Below are 19,364 nucleotides of genomic sequence, written 5' to 3'. Positions count from 1 at the left end.
TCGAGTGAACCCGCCATGAGTCTTTCCTCTTTACGTCCGCCCTTGCTGCAATCGGTCGATGTTGCCGACTTCGACACAGTGCTCGAACACCTCAGCCAACAATTGGGCGCCACCGCCCACATCTATGACGAGAGCGGCGAATTCCCCCTGGAGAACTTCAAGCTGTTGCACGAACACGGCCTGTTGGCCCTGACGGTGCCCAAGGCACTCGGCGGCGGTGGTGCCAGCCTGGCGCAGGCACGCAAGGTCATTGCGGCGGTCGCCAAAGGCGAACCCTCAACAGCGCTGATTCTGGTGATGCAGTATCTCCAGCATTCGCGCCTGCAGGACAGCCGGAGCTGGCCCGAAGCATTGCGCTTGCGCGTGGCCCAGGATGCCGTTCGCGACGGTGCGCTGATCAATGCCTTGCGCGTCGAACCCGACCTGGGCACTCCGGCCCGTGGCGGTTTGCCGGCGACCGTTGCCAGGCGCACCTCGAAAGGCTGGCGAATCAGCGGTCGAAAAATCTATTCCACCGGCAGCCATGGTCTGACCTGGTTCAGCGTCTGGGCCCGCAGCACCGATGAAGACCCGCTGGTGGGCGCCTGGCTGGTCCACCGGGATACGCCAGGCATCAGCATCATCGAGGACTGGGACCACCTAGGCATGCGCGCCACCTGCAGCCACGAAGTACTGTTCGACAACGTGCTGGTGCCGCTGGATCACGCCGTCAGCGTCAGCCCCTGGAGTGCGCCACAACCGGAACTCGACAGCGAGGGCTTCCTGTGGATGGCGGTCTTGCTGGCAGCGGTCTATGACGGTGTCGCCCAAGCCGCGCGTGATTGGTTTGTCGGTTGGCTGGAACAACGCAAGCCGTCCAACCTGGGCGCCGCGCTGGCGACGTTGCCGCGTTTCCAGGAAACCGTCGGACACCTCGATACCCTGCTGTTCGCCAACCGCAGCCTGCTGGATGCCGCCGCCGAGGGGCTCACCCTGGCCCAACACGCCGCGCAATTGAAGTACCTGGTGACTGGCAACGCAATCCGTGCGGTCGAGCTCACCATCGAAGCGTCCGGCAATCCCGGCCTGTCACGGCACAATCCGCTGCAACGGCATTACCGCGATGTGCTGTGCAGCCGCGTCCACACCCCGCAAAACGACGCCGTGCTGCAAGGCGTCGGCAAGGCGGTGTTCGCCCAACGCCAGAAAAAGGACATTTCATGAGCACGCTTGTGATCGCCAGCCAACTGGATGAAGACTTCAACGATGTGATTCGCCAGCGCCTCGCGCTGACACACCCTGGCGCCGAGGTCCTCGCCGTACCGGCCGGTGTTCCCAGCGATCTGCCGGCCACCGTCACTGTGTTGCTGGCGCGACCGATCAATGTACGCGGCTACCTGGCGCCGGACACGCCACCTCCGGGTTGGCCATACGGTTTGAAATGGGTCCAGGTGGTGTCTTCCGGTATCGACTTCTACCCCAGATGGTTTTTCGACGGCCCACCCGTGAGCACCTCCCGGGGCAGCGCCGCCGAGAACATCGCTGAATTCGCCCTGGCCGCGATCTTTACCGCAGCCAAGCGACTGCCGGATATCTGGGTACACGACGCGCAATGGAATTTCAGCGCCCTGGCACCGCTCAAGGGCAGTACGTTGGGGATTCTGGGTTTTGGCGCAATTGGCCGCAGCCTGGCGATCAAGGCCCATGCCCTGGGCATCAAGGTGTTGGCGTTGCGTCAGAGCCAGACACCCTTCGACGTCGAGGGCATCGAGGCCGCACGGGATATCCATGCGCTGTTCTCCCGATCCGATCACCTCGTGCTGGCCGCGCCATTGACCGAGGCAACCCGGCATATCGTCAACAGCACCGTTCTCGCCAGCGCCAAGCCGGGCCTGCACCTGATCAACATCGCGCGGGGCGGCTTGCTGGACCAGGACGCATTGCTTGGGGCCCTTGACAGCGGACTCATTGGCCTCGCGTCCCTGGACGTCACCGAACCCGAACCACTGCCCGATGGCCATCCGTTCTACACCCATCCCAGGGTGCGCCTGTCCCCCCATACCTCGGCGATCTCCAGCAACAGTCGCTACGAAATCGCTGACAGCTTCCTGGCGAATCTGGAGCGTTTCCTGGCCGGACGGGTGCCGGAGAACCTGGCGAATGTACAGCGCGGGTATTGACCCGGCTCGGCTTGGCGAAAGGAAACCCTTGGGAAAAAGTAACCTGTGGGAGCGAGCCTGCTCGCGAAAGCGTTGGGTCAGTCGACATCATCGCTTACTGACACACCGTCTTCGCGAGCAGGCTCGCTCCCACAGGTTTTGTGTATGTGCGCATCGTGCACAACATCAACATTACGCATTTTAATAAAAATATTAATGTCTATTTTTTATAATTAACTTATAACAAATCGGACTTTTACAGCGCCTAGTTATACAAATACTGTTACACCCATCACCGAGCCCTGACCAGGTGGAGGCTCTCGGAACTGTAGGTTTTTCCGGCCGACACCACCCCACGGTCAATGCGACACCCAAACCCGAAACCGGCCCAAGCCAACGCCGCCATGCCTTCCAAGCCATGACTGTGGCAACGCCTTGCCCGAAAAAACAACGCCAACGCAGCCACTGCACACACTTGGGGTTCATCATGCACGACACCTTCACTTTTAACCGACTGACGCTGGCCGTGTCGCTGGCCCTGTTCGGGTTATCGGCCCACGCCGAAGACAACACCCAGGAGGGGGCCCTCCCCGTCGTCACCGTCACGGCGGAACATCGCAGCGAGGACTTGCAGAAGGCGCCGCTGGCGATCTCCGCGTTCGACGAAAATGCTTTGGAAGACAAGCAGATCAAGAGCATTCGCGACCTCTCCGGACAAGTGCCGAACCTGACCCTCAGCCGCCAATCGATCTCCTACAGCGCCCAGACCTACGGGATTCGCGGCATAGGCGAAACCGATCCGATCCAGGAAGCGGCCGTGGCGGTCTACGCCGATGACCTGTACATCCCTCGGGCGATTTCCTCGATGCTCGACTTCAACGATGTCGAGCGCGTCGAGGTCCTGCGCGGCCCGCAAGGCACGCTTTACGGGCGCAACAGCAGCGCCGGGGCGATCCGCGTGATCACCCGCGACCCGACCCAGGAAACCCGCGGCTTCTTCGAACTCGGCGCCGGCAACTACAACGCCCAGAACGCTCGCCTGCTGATCAGCGGCCCACTGGTGGACAACACCTTGTTCGGCAGTTTCTCGGCGATTCGCCTGACCCGCGACGGCACGGTTTCCAACCCCACGCGTGGCGAGGATGTGAACAACGTCGACCTCCAGTCGTACCGCGGCAAGTTGCGTTTCAACCCCATCGATTCGCCCTGGGATGTACAACTGACCCTGGCCGGCACCTTCGACCGTGGCGACACCACCAGCTACACACCCTTCGACGCCGACGGCCGCTTCGACAAGTTCAAAAGCTACAGCAGTCTCAATCCAAAGAACCGTCTCGACCAGGGTAGCTCGGTGCTGCGGGCGATCTACAGCATCGATGACCATCTGAACTTCAAGTCGGTGACCGCCTACTCCGCGTTCAACCAGCCGGTGGACTATGACAACTCGGGCCAGGCGGCCCTGATCCAGAACAGCCTGATCACCTACAAGCAGGACTACGCCACTCAGGAGTTCCAGCTCAACGGCGACTATGAGGATTTCAGTTTCAGCACCGGCCTGTACTTGTACCGCGAAAAATTCGACGCCGAGCGTGACAGCCTGACCTACTCGATCGCCCGCAACCAAGTGATCGGCCAGGGCCAGTACAGTACGACCGATACTGAAAGCTACGCGCTGTATGGCCAGGGCAGCTACAAGGTCACGCAGCAACTGTCATTGATCGCCGGGCTACGGTTTACTCGCGAACACAAGAATTTCGACTACACCAACTACGCCGTCACCACCAACCGCCAGATCACCGGCACCAACTTCACGGCAGACTCGAGCAAATCCTGGCAGTCCACCAGCCCGAAGCTCGGTTTCGAATACGCCTGGACGCCACATCTGAATCAGTACGCCTACGTCGCCAAAGGCTTCAAGGCCGGCGGCTACGACAACCGCGCGCCCACCCAGGCCGCCGCCGAGCAGGCGTTCTCTCCGGAAGACGTGACCACCTGGGAAACCGGCTTCAAAGGCGACTTCTTCAACCGCCGCCTGCGCGCCAACCTCGCGCTGTTCTACAACGACTACAAGGACCTGCAGACCAACGCCTACGATCCCGCGTTGGGCGTGAGCCTGCGGACCAACGTCGGCCAGGCGCACACCTACGGCGTCGAACTCGAGACCCTCAGCGCACTGACCAACGACCTGCAACTGACCTTCAACCTCGGTTACCTGCAAAGCCAGTATGACGACTTCGAAAACGCCAGTGGCGCCGGGGCCGATGCCAACGGCAAGCAACTGGTGTACTCGCCGCGCTGGAACACCAGTGTCGGCCTGAACTACACCATCCCGGCCGGTCTGCCCGGCACCTGGCTGGCCGGCACCGATGCCCAGTTCCAGACCAAGTCCTACGCCAACGCGTTGAACGATGACGTCCAGGAAATCCCCCAGCAGACCTTCTGGAACGCCAACACCCGCTACATCTCCGGCGACGGCCACTGGACCACCACGCTGTCGGTGAAGAACCTGCTCGACCGCGCCTACCCGCAGGCCGTCGGCTACGTGCCCTCCAGCGGCGCCCGCTACTACTCCGTCAACGACCCGCGAACCCTCTTGCTGTCTGTGCGTTACGACCTCTGACACCTGAAAAACCGCTTAAGCTAATACTCAAAAAGTATTTATAAATTGTTTTTTAGAACAATAGGATTCTTGGGTGTTAACCCCATCTTTAGTCAATGTCGAGAATGCCATGTCCAGACTGATCAAGAACCCAGGGGCGATATTCCGTCGTCCCGCCCTGGCCGGCGCGGTCGTTGTATTGCTCTTGTCGGCTCTTGCGCTCCCGGCCCAGGCGCGGGAAACCCTGCGCATCGGCTATCAGAAGTCGTCGACCCTGATCACGCTGCTCAAAACCCAAGGCAAGCTGGACAAGGCACTCGCCGAAGCCAACATCGACGTGAGCTGGCATGAGTTCCCCAGCGGCTTGCCACTGCTGGAAGCACTGAATGTCGGCAATGTCGACGTCAGCGCCGACGTGGCCGATACCGTGCCGATCTTTGCCCAGGCCGCTCAAGCCAAGCTGACTTACTTCGCTCAGGAAGCGCCCTCGCCTTCAGCCCAAGCCATCGTCGTGCGCAAGGATTCACCGTTGCAGCGACTGGCGGATTTGAAGGGCAAGAAAGTCGCAGTCACCAAGGCCGCGGGCGCCCACTATCTATTGATTGCGGCCCTGGAAAAGGCCGGTTTGAAGTTCTCCGACATAGAACCGGCGTATCTGACGCCCGCCGATGGCCGAGCCGCGTTCGAGAACGGGAAAGTCGATGCCTGGGTAACCTGGGAGCCCTTCCTCAGTGGCGTGCAACGTCAACTGCCGACACGCACCTTGGCTGACGGAACCGGGCTGGCGAGCTACAAACGTTACTACCTGACCGGCAATGCCTACGCCAAGGCGCATCCCGAAGTGCTCAAGCTGGTTTACGAGCAACTTGAAGAGGCCGGGCAATGGGTCAAGAACCATCCTCGCGATGCGGCTCAGGTTCTAGGGCCTTTGTGGGGAAATCTGGATGTGGAAACGGTCGAGGCCGCCAACGCTCATCGCAGCTATCAGGTCCAACCGGTAAAAGCCGATCAGCTCGGGGAACAGCAGAAAATCGCCGATGCGTTTTTTGCGGCGGGGTTGTTGCCCAAGGCGGTGGATGCCCGCGATGCGCAGATATGGGCGCCATGACCCAAGCGCGCCCGCGCTGGGGGCGCATCTGTGTGGCTTTTTTCTGAATCTTGGAGCGGGTTTGTAGGTACTTGGCAATATACGAATCCGTCGACCACGTCGCGCCAGCTCAAGTACCGTGTACGAGCGAAAGCTCTGCGAATAAGCGAGTTGCAGTTGTGTGATTTCCCGAACAAGTGCCGGCAACTGCAACTCGAACCCATCATCGATGAGACTGAGCTAGCTGCCAGACGGCGGCGGCATCGGGATATCACCACTGATTGACAGGGTAAGGATCCTCGACTTAGCTGGACTGGGTGTGGCGATGCCCTGCCACCTGTTTGTGAAAAGGAGTTCACCTTGGCCTTCAATTCGATTTGGCTTGGTTATCAGGGACACCCAACCTTAGTGCAGGCGTACCTGAACAGCCCATGGTCAGCCGCCGCCCGTGCCATGCGTGGGGCCAATGGCGACTTTACCCTCGTCAATTACGCGACATTCTTCTTTACCGCCCCCAACCCATTTAACGCAGGCATCCCCGGTCCGCTCATCATCACGCAGCCGAGCGACAACTATCACTCGGAAAAACAAGTGTGGTTGGCGATACGTGGTGTCCCGTCACTCAACCGGCTAAGCATTCCCAATTGGATCGTAGGACAGGGCAACGCCGGTGGGTTGCCGCGGCTAACTGCCGCCCAGGCTCAAGCGCTCGATGGCACCGTGATTCACGCGGTCTATACCGAACGATAACCCTGCGGTACGTGCAGTCCCTTTTTGAATGACGTACTTCTAGATAACACACCGGTCTACTGGCACTTTCCTTACCCCAGTAAAGAGACGTCAAAGCACTCACACGACGACAACGATATCGTCGTCAATGGCTTGATGGCGCTATCAAGAGACAAGACTTACGAACAGTCGATGAAAGATCACACCAGAGACGGTCGAGTCCAGGGTAATAAAGATCTACGCGAATCCATGAAATACATAGGCAAACAGCAGGCCGGACAATACCCATCGCTCATGGCCAATATGGTGAATATGGATACGTCCTGGTAATCGAATAGCTCCCTAAACCCGATTAAAAGCCACCCAGTCCCACGCTGCTCACCATAGCGGGTTGCGTCGAAGGCCTTCGCCCGGCGTAAGCAGGGTGTATCAGTAAGGCAGATTAAACGGCGTGACAATCTGCACCTGCGAAGGCGTAATCGGCCCGGCCTTCCACAGGCGATGAAATTGCAGGATATGCAGGAACACGTGGCGAGCATCGATCTGCAGGTTGTGATCGATGATCGCAGCGATTTTTTCCTCGGCCAGCAGTTGGCGGTTTTCCTCGTCCAGGTCGTGTCCGATAAACACCTCAAGCGGCCGATCCAGTGCGGCGAACGCATCGACAATCGCCCGATTGCCCCCGCCCACGCTGTAGACCGCCTTGAGGTCCGGGTGCTGTTTCAGCACCTCGATCACGCGCTCGAAGGTGCGCTCGTAGGCCCCGTAGCCACCGCTGATGTCGAGCACCCGCAAATGCGCGGCACGGCTGCGCAACCACATGCGAAAGCCCATTTCCCGCTCTTCTTCTCCGCGAAAAAGCTCGCTACCGATGACCACGGCGACGTCCTGAGACTGTGGCGCCAACCACCGCGACAGCAGATACGCGGCGGTTTGCCCGGCCGTGCGGTTGTCCATGCCGACATAGCCGATGCGTTCGCTGTGCGGCAGGTCAGTGACCAGCGTGACCACCGGAATGCCGGCCGCAGCCAGCTGCTTGATCGCCAGGTTTACCGCCGGCTCGTCGGCGGCCTTGAGTACTACGCCCTGGCTGCCAGTGCTTGCGCAGCGCAGTAACTGGTCGTGCATCGCCTGTGGCTCGACTTCTTCAAACAGGTGAAACCTCGGCGCGATGCGAAACGGCGCCAGACTGCTCAGTTGCGCGGTCATCGCCGCCTGCACCGCCGCACTGAAGCGTTGCGGCGTGTGCATGATCACGTCGACATGGAAAGTACGCCCTGCCGCCAGACCATTCTTTTCCTGAGCCTCCAATTCGGTCAGGGCCTGCTCGATGCGGCGGTGGGTCTGGTAATGCACGCTGCCGCGCTGGTGTAGCACGCGATCGATCGTCGCCTTGCTGACGCCCGCCTGGGTGGCGATCTGCTTGATGGAAAAGTGTTTGGCACGTTCGAGCATCGTTTTAAGCCTGAGGTTTTCTTGAGGTCTTTTTGGGCATTACTGAGGCTTTCCCAATGCTAGTCTCAGTTTCGCCAGGCGTCGAGCCGGCGCAAGGACAACAACAATAATCCAGGGGAAGCCCATGCCTCAAACCGACCTCACTACCTCGTTCAGTGGCCAGTACTTTGTCGTCACCGGCAGCACCCAAGGCCTCGGAGCAGCCGTAGCCCACACTCTGGCGCGCCGAGGCGCCGCCGGCCTGATCATTTGCGGGCGCCGCGCAGATCAGGGCCAGGCCCAGGTACGCCAGCTGGCGGAACTCGATTGCCAGGCATTTTTCGTCGAGGCTGACCTGGAGCGAGTCGAGGATTGCCGTGCGGTGATCAAGGCCGCCCGCTCCCGCTTCGGCACCCTCCATGGCTTGGTCAACTGCGCCGGCATGTCTGATCGCGGCGGCGTCCTCGACACCTCCCCTGAACTGTTCGATCGCCTTTTCGCGGTCAACGTGCGCGCACCGTTCTTCCTCATGCAGGAAGCGCTGAAACTGATGATCAGCCAAGGCGTGGAAGGCGCCATCGTCAACATCCAAAGCATCGTCAGCCACGGCGGGCCGGCGTATCTGACCGCTTACTCAGCGTCCAAGGGTGCCCTGGCGATCCTGACCAAAAACGTGGCCTTCAGCGCCCTGCACAACCGCATCCGGGTCAACGGCCTGAACATCGGCTGGATGGACACGCCCCATGAAGATGAGATCCAGCGCCGCTACCATGGTGCCGAGGATGGCTGGCTGGCGACGGTCGAGCGCACGCAGCCTTTTGGCCGCCTGCTCAAACCCGAGGAAGTGGCGCAGAGTGTTGCGTTCCTGCTGTCGCGCGAATCGGGAATGATGACCGGCACCGTCATCGACCTGGAACAAGGCGTGATCGGCTGCGGCGACGACACCGCTCCGCGCCCCGCCAGCCCGCTGAGTCTGACGGGAGACGCGCTATGAATCAGCCGCTGTCAGCGTTTATGCGTGCTGATTCAGTGCAGTTGCAGGACTTCGCCCGACTCTGCGAACAACAGGTCAATGCCGAGGAATATCCCCACTGCAGCGACGTGCAAAACAATGTGCCGATCTATCACGCGCAGACCTTGCGCGATGGCAATCGCGCAGAGCTGCAGAGCGAGTTGCACCGGCTGTTTCGCAACGGCCCAGGGGTCATGGTTGTGCGCCAGGGCTATGCAGACCTGGACGTGGTCGATCGCCACAGCCAGGTGTTCGAAGCCATCTTCGCCAAGGAAGCCGCCCAGGGTCTCTCCGCCGATCACTTCGCCAAGGCCGGTACCAACGGGCGCATCTGGAATTCGTTGCAAAAGGCAGCACTGCAATCTCCGTCGTCTTTTGTCGAGTACTACGCCAACCCGCTGCTGGGGCTGATTGCCGAGGCCTGGTTGGGCCCCGGCTTTCAAGTCACGGCCCAGGTCAACGTGGTGCACCCGGGCGGCCAGGCGCAACAGCCCCATCGTGACTACCACCTGGGTTTTCAGACAGAGGACGTCGTCGAGCGCTTCCCGTTGCCCCTGCATGCGTTGTCGCAGTACCTGACATTGCAAGGGGCTGTCGCCCACTCCGATATGCCGCTGGAAACCGGACCGACTCTGCTGTTGCCGTTTTCCCAGCAATACGTACTGGGTTACCTGGCCTGGCGCCGTCCGGAGTTCATCGACTACTTCCATCATCACGCAGTTCAGCTGCCGTTGAACAAGGGCGACCTGCTGTTCTTCAACCCGGCGCTGTTTCATGCCGCGGGCACCAATCACACGCCGGATCGCCGGCGCATGGCCAACCTGCTGCAAATCTCCTCGGCATTCGGCAAGCCCATGGAAACCGTGAACCGCGAACGCATGATGCTGGCGCTCTACCCCTGCCTGCTGCAGCGGTTGGCGGATCAGGTACTGGATGCACAAGAGCTGGATGCGGTGATTGCCTGCACCGCCGACGGCTACTCCTTTCCCACCAACTTGGACACCGACCCGCCGCTGCACGGCCTGGCCCCACAAACCGGGCAGCAACTGATGTTCCAAGCGCTGACAGAACGCTGGACCTACGCGACCTTTGCCGAGCGCGTAATGCAGATAAGCACCAAGCGCCAGGCATGAGCCTATTTCAAACGTGTTTAAAAACAACAACAAAACCGGACTGAAACCATGAAAAAACGACTTCTGACCTACCTCTTTGTCGCCCTCTTCGCCCCCTTGGCTCTGGCCGATATTCGTATCGGCGTCAGCATCGCCCAGGTGGACGATGTGTTCCTGGCGCAGATGCGCGACTACATGGCCGCCCACGCCAAGGATCTGCCGGGCGTGAACCTGCAATTCGAAGACGCCCAAGGCGATGTAGTGCGCCAGCTTAACCAGGTGCAGAACTTCACCGCCCAAGGCATGGACGCGATCATCGTCAACCCGGTGGACACCGCCGCCACGCAAAAAATGACCGCCCACGCCCAGAAGGCCAGCGTTCCCCTCGTTTATGTCAACCGCCGCCCCGACCAGGCCGAACTGCCGCCGGGCGTCGGCTATGTGGGTTCGGATGAGATCAAGGCCGGCGAAATGCAGATGCGCTATCTGGCAGAAAAAATGGGCGGCAAGGGCAATCTGGCGATCATGCTCGGCCTGCTCTCCAACAACGCCACCCACAACCGCACCCAAGGAGTGAAGGAAGTACTCAAAAGCTATCCGGACATCCACGTGGTCGAAGAACAGAGCGCCGAGTGGCAGCGCAGCAAGGCCATGGACCTCATGAATAACTGGATTCTCTCAGGCAAAAAAATCGATGCCGTGGCCGCCAACGCTGATGAAATGGCCATTGGCGCGGCGATGGCCATCAACCAGGCTGGCATGCGCTCAGGCAAGGACATTCTGGTCGGTGGCAGCGATGGTGGCCCCGCCGGCCTGGACGCGATCAAGAAGGATCAATTGCTCGTAACCGTCTACCAGGACAACAAAGGCCAGGCCATCGGATCCATTGACCTGGCACTGAAGATGATCAGGAAAGAACCCTTTGCAGCAGAGTTGACCATTCCCTATCAGCTGATTACCAAGGCCAACTATCAGGACTTTCTTAACCCTTGATTGGGGCGGGCTGCACGGTCGGCCGGTGAAGGTGGGCCAGGACTGAAGAGCTACGGCACCGACCCGGTACTCCAGTTGAAGATTGTAGTAGTCAACCAATCCCAGCCTGAGCTGACATACAGACGCCACCTTATAACAAGCCAACAACACACACGTGAAAAAGCCCGACGCAGGAACGATCGCTGGTGTTTTTGATTGCGAGGCCGTTACTGGGCCAACAGAATAAAAACAACTATTCCAGCAATGGAGGCAGGACCTGGCATGAACACGGATATTGAAAAACAAGTCATGGACAAGATCTTCTGGCGACTACTCCCGCTGTAGATTTCCCTCTACATCATCTCCTATCTCGACCGGGTCAACGTCGGTTTCGCCGCGCGGACCATGAATGCCGATATTGGCTTGAGCACTGTGGTCTTCGGTTGGGGGGCAGGGCTTTTTTTATTGGCTATTGCCTGTTTGAAGTGTCCAGCAACCTGATGATGGTCAAGGTCGGCGCGCGGCGTTGGATTGCCCGCATCCTTTTTCACCTGGGGCTTGATTGCCACCTGCATGGCCTTTGTCGAGGGGCCCAAGAGTTTCCTGGCGCTGAGGTTTTTGCTGGGGGTGGCGGAAGCCGGTTTTTTCCCAGCAGTGATTCTGTACCTGAAAAATAATTGGAGCGGGAAAACGAGACTCGTATCTGGTGTCCGACCCATTGAAATCAAAGGGTTTCTTTTCTTGCTGAGGCAGGAAAATACTTAACTCTAGACTCATTTTGGCGGACGTGACCGCTTGGATGATCGTGTCCATGGCTGCAGCTCCGTCGATAAACGAAGCGGTATTGCCTCGCCATCGGCACCAACGCCGGGATCAGGCGCCGGAGTGCCGCACGGAGCGGCTACCCTGCAAGCCGTTCAGTCCTTGGGCCCTCAGCAGCCATTGGGGAAGGATACTTATGAACACTGAGCAGCCTTCGAGTGTGGCATCGTTAATGGGAGCCTTGAGCGCGTATCTCCCGCGCCCGCCATCCAAATTCTGAGCGATATTTTCTACGGCGTGATTTGCCTCTGCCATGGTTTCTGTACACGCAGCGAGAGCGGTGTGCCGCTCGTCTACCTAGTCCGCTTCCGTGCAACCCTTGCGCGCTGTTCGTCTACACCATCGAGCCAAACGCGAGGGATCCTCATCGATGGCCTAGCTATCGAGGGCCGATGCGCTCGCCCATGTTGAGTTCCAGATCGAGGATCATTTCCGGCGTCGCCTGCGCTACGCCCTGAAAACGCTGCTGCACGGAATCACGGGCGAGCAGTTGGCTGTAGCGTGCGTATGTCGCTTTGAGGCTGTCGCCGTGGGGCGGGGGGTTCTCATTATTGAGGGTCGTCTTGACTGCGATCAGGGCCTCGGCGTCAAAGGATGCGATCCGCTGCGCAAAACGGTCGACGAAGGCGTCGAGTTCTGCGTCGGGAACGGCGCGGTTGATCCAGCCGTAGCGTTCGGCCAGGTCCGCGTCGTAATCCTCCCCCGAGGCGACGATTTCCAGTGCACGGGCTCGGCCCGTAAGCACCGACAGCCGCTCCATCCCGCCGCAGCCTGGGATGATCCCCATACCCACCTCGGGTTGGCCAAAGATCGCGTTCTCGCGGCTGGCGAAACGTAAGTCGAGAGCCAACAGGAACTCGTTGCCGATGCCGCGCGCACGGCCTCGTATGGTCGCGACGGTGATGAAGCGGGCCTTGCCCAGGCGGTCGACGAGATCGAACCACCTCGGCATGCCGTCCCCGAACTCCCCCATTCTGCTTACGTCCATATGTGCTATGAAGAAGTCAGCCAGGGCACTATCAAAGACGACGATCTTGACCTCGGCATCGGATTCGAGTTGGGCGACAATCCGAACTAAACCCGCCTCGACCTCGGGGGTGTAGAGGTTGAGCGGAGGGTTGTCGAAGGTCACCCGCCAGTAGCCGGGGCCGAGATGCTGGGCGCGGACCGGCTGATGCGCCGTATCCGTTGCGGATTCGCTCATGTCTTCCTGTTCCTTCCGAGAAAAGTGCTAATACCATTAGGGGAGTTCAGATTAGAGCGTTCTGTCTATTCATCCGGCTGACGCTAGACCGAGCTTTCTGTAATGTCAAAGGGTGCACAAAATGCGAGTAAACCGCCGAAAGCCATCGAAGTTGGCGTCCGTGACCGCCGCCTGGCCACCGATCAGCTGTTCTGCCAGGAGAGTGTCCGGGCCGTATCTACTGCGTGCTGTCTTAGGCCGACGCGGCGAAGACATCGCTCTACCGGCACTTCGGCAGTAAGGATCAACTTTCTGTTGCAGCAAACGGTGAGCGAGTTCTCCGATGCCGCGCACTTGGCGCGCACCATCACAAACTTTCGGGCTGGCAAAAACTCCATTGTTCCTAATGGCTAGAAAACAGCCATGAAGCGCTACAAGGCTTGATAGATATAGTCGCTTGCGTCTTCATGTGCCAGCGGAACGCCCGCGCCTTGAAGTTGATGACGTAGTTCAAGGTTATCAGTACGAACTGCCCATTGGCTTTTCGAACGCGCGGGGCGCATACCACTGGCCAGGATCGCGGCGAGGAGCACATCCCGTTTCGGGAAGTACACCGCCAACCCATCGCCCTTCCAGCTTGCAACGGTCATCCCCAAAAACTCACAGATCTCCACCTTAACGGCAGCGTCCTTAACATCGGCCTGTTTTGATTGATTAATCAGTAACTTCAAGGGCGGATTTGCTTCGCCGTCGGAACAAATGATTTCACCACTTCCCCAAGACTCAGGAGGACAAATTTTATTCTCTGCTTTTAATTCAATGAACGGATTTATTTCCATGGGGTAGATTCGACAAACCAGTGGTCGCTCTTCATAGATCCCGCACAAGTTATCTTCTCGCAGGCTCGGGCATTGATTTAATGCGTTTCCTGCAAATATGGCAATAACGTTAAGGTTATTATCGCCTGCTGTCACTTTGCCTGCTCTACTCGCGTTATGCTGGTACTCAGGTGATTGTGCCCCCCCCGAGGAGAGACTGAACGCCTCAAGTAATATCGCAACATCATTTCCCCGTGCCAGCCATTGTTCAGCCTCTTTCACGGTTAAAGGAATCAGCCTTCCTTTACAGCAAATACCACAGGTCACACAGGTATATTGAATTGCATTTTTACCAGTGCCGCCGCCGGTAGTCACAAGGGGCATTCCGTTTAGTTGCGTCATCTCGTGTCCTGTCTATGCTTATTGGTTACTATAAAAGTATCTATTGAAGATAAAAAAAAGCTAATCGGACCTGGCTCTGATTTTGGCAACCACATCCGCCAACGTCGTCTGTCTCAGCTCCCTATGGACGGCCTCCTGAGTATCAACCAGGATGTCGCTCATGACTTCCTTGATGTTAGAGCTCACGACACACTCCTTTCTTACGGGATAAGTGTGGATGGCAAAAGCATCTGGAGGGTTTACCGCAGAGTAGATATCTAAGAGCGAAATACTTTTAGGGCTACGTGCCAAGCCATAACCGCCCGACTTACCAACAGTGGTTTTAGCCAGCTTCGCCTTGGAGAGTTTAACAAGGATTCTTTTAACGAAGACCGGGTTCGCATTAACGCTGCCCGCGAGAATTTCTGACGCAAAAATTCCGTCGTGATGTGCGATTGCCGTCATTACGTGGACGGCAATCGAAAATTGGGTGTTTACTGATGCCATCCTTAGATACTATATTAGTATCCATATTGGATACAAGAGCCGCGCGAGGGCAGGCACAGGACGGCGAGGAGAAGGTCGCTACAGCAAGCCCTGCGTTTCGCAGGATTTCGTATCACTCCAGTTGTACATCGGAATTCGAATGGATTGATATTGCGCCTCAAGCGCCTTGGACGTGCTTGTCCAGAAAATATTCAGGCTTCCTTCCCGAACCATTTCTTCCTGGCGCTTGACCGTAGGTGAATCGGGAAGGAGTGCAAAGTCGTAGTACTTTTCGCTCAGAGAAAACGCCAACCTCAGAAGCCCTATCGGTATCTGCTTTTGGTGTTTGTGTCAGCCATCGGCTGGGACCTTTTCCGCCATGGCCTGTGTCGCAAACCCAAGCAGTAAAAACACTAAAACAATGCGGTTGCGAACCATGTGCAGGTCTCCCTTACAACTCGATAGTCGAAGCCCTACCTAGACATAGCTGGTGGTAGGGCTTCCCGGAGGTCAGTTGACTTAACCCTGTTGGTTGATTCGCCTATTTCCACCAATACTCAAGCTGCACACCAACGTTCGAGCCATGCAAGGCATTACCAAAGGCACCTGTATCCGAAAGCGCTGACCCAGCAGCCATTTGACTCGCTGCGCGTTGAGCTGCTTCGTTCCAGGACGCATAGGTGTAATACAGACGAAACTCTGGACGATGCCAGTAACCAGGCCCAGCAGGAGACCAAGTTGGCGCAATGGTGAATTTCGTCAGTTTGCGCGTTCCTCCAGGCGCCTCCACTTGGTCTCGGCCAATCTCAGTGCTCAACTTGAATTGTTCAGTGAATGCATAGACCGGGCGTACCCCCACAGAAAGCCAGTTTTGGTCATCACCGTCTGGACGTTTGTCCTTTTGATAGACGACCTGGAGCTGCCCACTGAATCGCGGAGTCATTTGCCAGTCGAAGTACTCCACCACGCGCCAGCTCTGGTTGGCGTTGTCCAAGGTTGGGTCGCCGGTGTAACCCAAAGCCGTTCCCGGACCCCGTCCGTACTGCACCGCGAAGGTATTGAGCCCACCGAGAAAGCCTTTCTGCTTGTGCTGGGCGATGGCCGACCAACCAGTATGGGAATCATCCTCGCTATCCGGCTTGTCGAGAAAGCTCACTCCCAGTTGCAAGGCTCCACCGGGGTTGGTATCGAAGCCACTGACAGTGAAGTCGTGGCGGTTGATGTAGTCCTTTTGGAACAAGTTGTCTTTGCGCGAAAAAACGTAGCTGTACTTGAGATCACCGATACCCACTTCATCGAAGCCGAAACCATTCGAACTCTGGTTCCAATAGAAGTAGTCACTCATTTCGATGCTGTTTCGATTGTAGTAACGGCGGCCCGCCCAAAAGGACCCTCCGTTAAGAGCGGGCATTTTGCTCCACTCCGCATACATCTGATTCATGCGTGCAAAGCCATAATTCCCCGTAAACTTCGGTGTATGGCCGTACTGGTTGTACAACTGAGCCATGCCCTCAATGCTAATGGCGGAGCCATCATCAAGCTTGAGAAGATCTTGCCGCAGATCAAGTTCAAAGTACTGTTCGCACTCATTACCCAACCGATACTTGGATTGCGCTCCCGGAAGCTGAAAGCAGGACTGACTGCCGCCCTCAAGGGCGTTACCTGTCCCAGTACGAAGATAGCCGCTGAAGTCCAGCGCACTTGCAGATAGGGGCATCGCTACAGCCACACCTACACTCCAGAAAACATTCTTGAACGTCATATTGCGCCTCCACTTCTTATTTTTATTGGGTTTTTCTCGGGACAGCCGAACCCTGTCCGGAAGATTCCTCTTCCAGCGACGTGGTTTTTTCTCAAGTTACATCGTGTGGTTACAGCCTGGAGCCAACCTTGCGAGGTGGACCGGTAAAGACACTTACAGGTACGGCTCCAGTGGGACGCTTACAAATCACTTTCTCCAGTGTTTCAGCCAAATCAAGATTTGCCTCTGGATTTGGCATACGTATCGAAACCGACCGCCAGCACGATGATGATTCCAATGACCACTTGCTGGTAGTAAGCGGACACGTTCATGATCACGAGACCATTGATGAGTACGCCGATGAGCAACGCTCCGACAATCGTGCCGCCGACGCCGCCTAAACCACCAAACAGACTGGTGCCGCCGATCACCACTGAAGCGATAATGCGCAGTTCGTAACCCGTGCCGGCAACAGCCTCAGCCGATCCAAGTCGGGCAGAGAGCAGGAATCCAGCCAGCCCTGCAAGGAAACCGGTGATTACATAAACACTCAGAACGACGGATTGAACACTCAGGCCTGAGAGTCGCGCTGCCTCGGGGTTACCGCCAACGGCATATACCTGCCGGCCATATCGGGTGTAGCGCAGAGCTACGTATCCCACTAGAGCGACAACCAGAAAGACCAGGACAGGAACCGGTACGCCCAGTACGTCCCCCTCTTCCCCACCAGCGGAAGGCTTCATTGAAACCGCTCACAGGCGCGCCATCATTCACAATGAGTGTCGCACCGCGCCATACGGTCAAACCGCCAAGCGTCACGATGAATGCGGGTACGCCGAACCGCGTCACCACCTTGCCATGGAGGTAGCCCGCCATTGTGCCGACAGCACACGCTGCGAGCATCGCAACGAGCCACCCCATGAAGAAGTCGCCCCCCAATGCCTGCATCAAAAATGCACCGCTGATGGCTGCGAATGCGAGCAACGATCCCACTGCAAGATCGATTCCCCCCGGTGAGAATCACATAGGTCATTCCCACACCTATGATCCCGTAGATCGACACTTCGGTAAGGATGTTTTTGATGTTTCGCGCAGACAGGAACATCGGGTTGTAAAGGGTGAAAATGACGATAAGTGCGACGAGAAACAACAACACGCCATACTTCTCGAAGAACCCGACCATCTCAATCTTTTTCCGGCGTTCCACGACTGATTCACTCGATGCTGGCTTGATCATTTTTATTTACTCGATAGATGATGCGGGTGCGGCCCATTCAGGCCACGCCTTGCTGCGAAAACGATGAACTCACTCCTTGAGCCATACGCGCCATGAGAAGCTCTTCAGTAGCCTCATCAGCGGAGACAATTCCGGTTATTTGTCCTTCACGGAACGTGACAATCCGATCGCTGACCGCCATGACTTCAGGTAACTCGGAAGAAATCACTATCACAGCGACGCCGGCACGGGCCATGTCGAACAGAAGCTGATGAACTTCCGCCTTGGCCCCTACGTCGATGCCGCGCGTTGGCTCATCGACGATGAGCACCTTCGGCTTGAGGGCCATACAGCGAGCCAGGATCACTTTCTGTTGGTTGCCTCCAGACAGCGTTCCAATGGCAACGCTGTCGTTAGACATCTTGATGCGCAGTCGCTTCTGGTAGTCCTGGATGAGCTGGGTTTCAGCCCGGTCATCAATAAACATGCCCCAACGCTGCAATCCGCCCAGACTCGGCAAACTCATATTCCAGCGTATTGAGTGGCTCAAAAAGCAGGCCTGTTGCTTCCTGTCCTCAGGAACAAGCGCAACGCCAGCGGCGATACCTTCTCTGGGAGATTTGAATGGAGAGACTTGGCGCCCATTGACGTAGATCATCCCTTCATCGCATCCGTCGGCACCGAAAATCACGCGAGCCAACTCTGTGCGGCCTGCTCCCACCAGCCCAGCGAAACCAACAATTTCCCCCGCCCGTACATCGACGGACATGTCGAGCAATGGCGTCGCATGAAGACTCCGTCCTCCACCAGCGGCTGTCCTGGAAACACTTTGCACCTTCAGCATCACCTCACCTGGTGCTCCCGTGAGCGGTTTGCGGACAAACTCCACGTCCCGGCCAACCATCAGTCGAACAATGTCATCAACACTAACGTCGCAAACGTCGCCAGAGGTGATGTAGGCTCCGTCGCGAAAAATGGTATAGCGATCACAACAAGCCTTCACTTCGTTGAGCTTGTGCGACACATAGATGATGCTGATCCCTTTAGCCTTCAAATCTGTAATGATTTCGTGCAGCTTGTCGACTTCACGGCCACTGAGCGCAGCAGTAGGTTCATCCATGATGATGAGCTTTGCATTCATGGTGAGCGCCTTGGCGATCTCGACCATTTGCTGCTCTGCCACGCTCAGCTTGCGAACCATTGTCCTTGGCGTAATGTGCAGACCAAGATCGTCCAGAACATGCTGCGCGTCACTGAACATCTGCTTCCAGTCAACGAAACCATGTCGTAGTGGTTCACGGCCGAGGTACATATTTTCGGCGACTGACATGTCGGCGATAAGATTGAATTCCTGGTAGATCGTAATGATGCCTACCTCCTGGCGACGTATGGGGGTGTCATGCTCCCCAAGCACGTGACCATTGAATTCAAGTGAGCCTTGACCAGCGTCCGCAGGCTGAGCTCCGGCCAGGATCTTTAGGATGGTCGACTTGCCTGCCCCGTTTTCACCGAGCAAAGCATGGGCTTCACCTCTTCCGACTTCGAGCTGTACGCCGTTGAGCGCGACGACACCCGGAAAGGTTTTCTTGATATTGCGAACTTGCAGCAGCCTATCGTTCATTTCGATGCCTCCC

The 19,364-nt window shown here is 57.6% G+C and carries 17 protein-coding genes and 2 pseudogenes; 10 read left to right on the top strand and 9 right to left on the bottom strand.

Annotation, left to right across the window (positions count from 1 at the left end):
* Window positions 1–15: 15 nt before the first annotated feature.
* The 5 genes from TK06_RS05155 (at window position 16) to TK06_RS05135 (ending at window position 6,574) form a co-directional block, all read left to right on the top strand.
* Window positions 16–1,203: an acyl-CoA dehydrogenase family protein gene (locus TK06_RS05155; protein WP_063321121.1), complete on the top strand. Its 1,188-nt coding sequence runs from the start codon at window positions 16–18 to the stop codon at window positions 1,201–1,203.
* Window positions 1,200–2,159 carry a D-isomer specific 2-hydroxyacid dehydrogenase family protein gene (locus TK06_RS05150; protein ID WP_063321120.1) on the top strand — a complete coding sequence of 320 codons (960 nt, stop codon included), beginning with the start codon at window positions 1,200–1,202 and terminating at the stop codon, window positions 2,157–2,159. The genes TK06_RS05155 and TK06_RS05150 overlap by 4 nt, the downstream gene beginning before the upstream one ends.
* A gap of 466 nt (window positions 2,160–2,625) precedes the next feature.
* On the top strand, window positions 2,626–4,758 hold the full coding sequence (locus tag TK06_RS05145) for a TonB-dependent receptor (protein ID WP_063321119.1): 2,133 nt from the start codon (window positions 2,626–2,628) through the stop codon (window positions 4,756–4,758).
* Between the two features lie 109 nt (window positions 4,759–4,867).
* Complete coding sequence (locus tag TK06_RS05140; protein ID WP_063321118.1) at window positions 4,868–5,845, top strand: aliphatic sulfonate ABC transporter substrate-binding protein; 978 nt, start codon at window positions 4,868–4,870, stop codon at window positions 5,843–5,845.
* Between the two features lie 339 nt (window positions 5,846–6,184).
* Complete coding sequence (locus TK06_RS05135; RefSeq protein ID WP_063321117.1) at window positions 6,185–6,574, top strand: hypothetical protein; 390 nt, start codon at window positions 6,185–6,187, stop codon at window positions 6,572–6,574.
* A 408-nt stretch (window positions 6,575–6,982) separates the two neighbouring features.
* On the opposite strand, the gene TK06_RS05125 is transcribed toward TK06_RS05135, so the two are convergent.
* On the bottom strand, window positions 6,983–8,008 hold the full coding sequence (locus tag TK06_RS05125; RefSeq protein ID WP_063321115.1) for a LacI family DNA-binding transcriptional regulator: 1,026 nt from the start codon (window positions 8,006–8,008) through the stop codon (window positions 6,983–6,985).
* Window positions 8,009–8,132: 124 nt separating this feature from the next.
* Between TK06_RS05125 and TK06_RS05120 the strand changes: the two genes are divergently transcribed.
* From TK06_RS05120 to TK06_RS33355, 4 genes and pseudogenes are all read left to right on the top strand, one after another.
* The gene (locus tag TK06_RS05120; protein ID WP_063321114.1) at window positions 8,133–8,981 is read left to right on the top strand and encodes an SDR family oxidoreductase; all 849 of its coding nucleotides are present in this window, start codon (window positions 8,133–8,135) and stop codon (window positions 8,979–8,981) included.
* A complete protein-coding gene (locus TK06_RS05115) occupies window positions 8,978–10,132 on the top strand; it encodes a phytanoyl-CoA dioxygenase family protein (RefSeq protein ID WP_063321113.1) in 1,155 nt (384 codons plus the stop codon). Before TK06_RS05120 ends, TK06_RS05115 begins: the two co-directional genes overlap by 4 nt.
* Before the next feature lie 48 nt (window positions 10,133–10,180).
* The gene (locus TK06_RS05110) at window positions 10,181–11,104 is read left to right on the top strand and encodes a sugar ABC transporter substrate-binding protein (protein ID WP_063321112.1); all 924 of its coding nucleotides are present in this window, start codon (window positions 10,181–10,183) and stop codon (window positions 11,102–11,104) included.
* Window positions 11,105–11,428: 324 nt separating this feature from the next.
* Window positions 11,429–11,749: pseudogene (locus TK06_RS33355) on the top strand (MFS transporter); the annotation flags it as partial.
* A gap of 535 nt (window positions 11,750–12,284) precedes the next feature.
* Here TK06_RS33355 and TK06_RS05095 read toward each other — a convergent pair.
* The 7 genes and pseudogenes from TK06_RS05095 to TK06_RS33350 all read right to left on the bottom strand — a co-directional run.
* Window positions 12,285–13,109, bottom strand: coding sequence for an enoyl-CoA hydratase/isomerase family protein (locus TK06_RS05095; protein WP_086936575.1), 825 nt, complete (start codon window positions 13,107–13,109; stop codon window positions 12,285–12,287).
* 410 nt (window positions 13,110–13,519) lie between these two features.
* Window positions 13,520–14,308, bottom strand: coding sequence for a YkgJ family cysteine cluster protein (locus TK06_RS05090; protein ID WP_238992588.1), 789 nt, complete (start codon window positions 14,306–14,308; stop codon window positions 13,520–13,522).
* A gap of 60 nt (window positions 14,309–14,368) precedes the next feature.
* Window positions 14,369–14,794: an Rrf2 family transcriptional regulator gene (locus tag TK06_RS05085; protein ID WP_063321109.1), complete on the bottom strand. Its 426-nt coding sequence runs from the start codon at window positions 14,792–14,794 to the stop codon at window positions 14,369–14,371.
* A gap of 78 nt (window positions 14,795–14,872) precedes the next feature.
* Window positions 14,873–15,085, bottom strand: coding sequence for a hypothetical protein (locus TK06_RS32545; RefSeq protein ID WP_161951726.1), 213 nt, complete (start codon window positions 15,083–15,085; stop codon window positions 14,873–14,875).
* A gap of 229 nt (window positions 15,086–15,314) precedes the next feature.
* Window positions 15,315–16,535, bottom strand: coding sequence for a maltoporin (locus tag TK06_RS05080; protein ID WP_063321108.1), 1,221 nt, complete (start codon window positions 16,533–16,535; stop codon window positions 15,315–15,317).
* 212 nt (window positions 16,536–16,747) lie between these two features.
* Window positions 16,748–17,257 carry an ABC transporter permease gene (locus tag TK06_RS32680; RefSeq protein ID WP_238992587.1) on the bottom strand — a complete coding sequence of 170 codons (510 nt, stop codon included), beginning with the start codon at window positions 17,255–17,257 and terminating at the stop codon, window positions 16,748–16,750.
* Between the two features lie 79 nt (window positions 17,258–17,336).
* A pseudogene (locus tag TK06_RS33350) lies at window positions 17,337–17,507 on the bottom strand (hypothetical protein); the annotation flags it as partial.
* Between TK06_RS33350 and TK06_RS32670 the strand changes: the two are divergent.
* Entirely contained in the window at window positions 17,434–17,727 is a 294-nt protein-coding gene (locus TK06_RS32670; protein WP_203417455.1) for a hypothetical protein, read from the top strand. The pseudogene TK06_RS33350 and the gene TK06_RS32670 sit on opposite strands and share 74 nt — an antisense overlap.
* Before the next feature lie 61 nt (window positions 17,728–17,788).
* Here the strand turns inward: TK06_RS32670 and TK06_RS05070 are convergent, their stop codons facing one another.
* Complete coding sequence (locus tag TK06_RS05070; protein ID WP_063321107.1) at window positions 17,789–19,351, bottom strand: sugar ABC transporter ATP-binding protein; 1,563 nt, start codon at window positions 19,349–19,351, stop codon at window positions 17,789–17,791.
* Window positions 19,352–19,364 lie beyond the last annotated feature (13 nt).

The sequence above is a fragment of the Pseudomonas fluorescens genome (genome assembly GCF_001623525.1).
In the GTDB taxonomy this organism is placed as follows: domain Bacteria; phylum Pseudomonadota; class Gammaproteobacteria; order Pseudomonadales; family Pseudomonadaceae; genus Aquipseudomonas; species Aquipseudomonas fluorescens_Q.
Note: the sequence above shows the minus strand (reverse complement) of the source record. Positions and strands in the feature narration are given on the sequence as shown.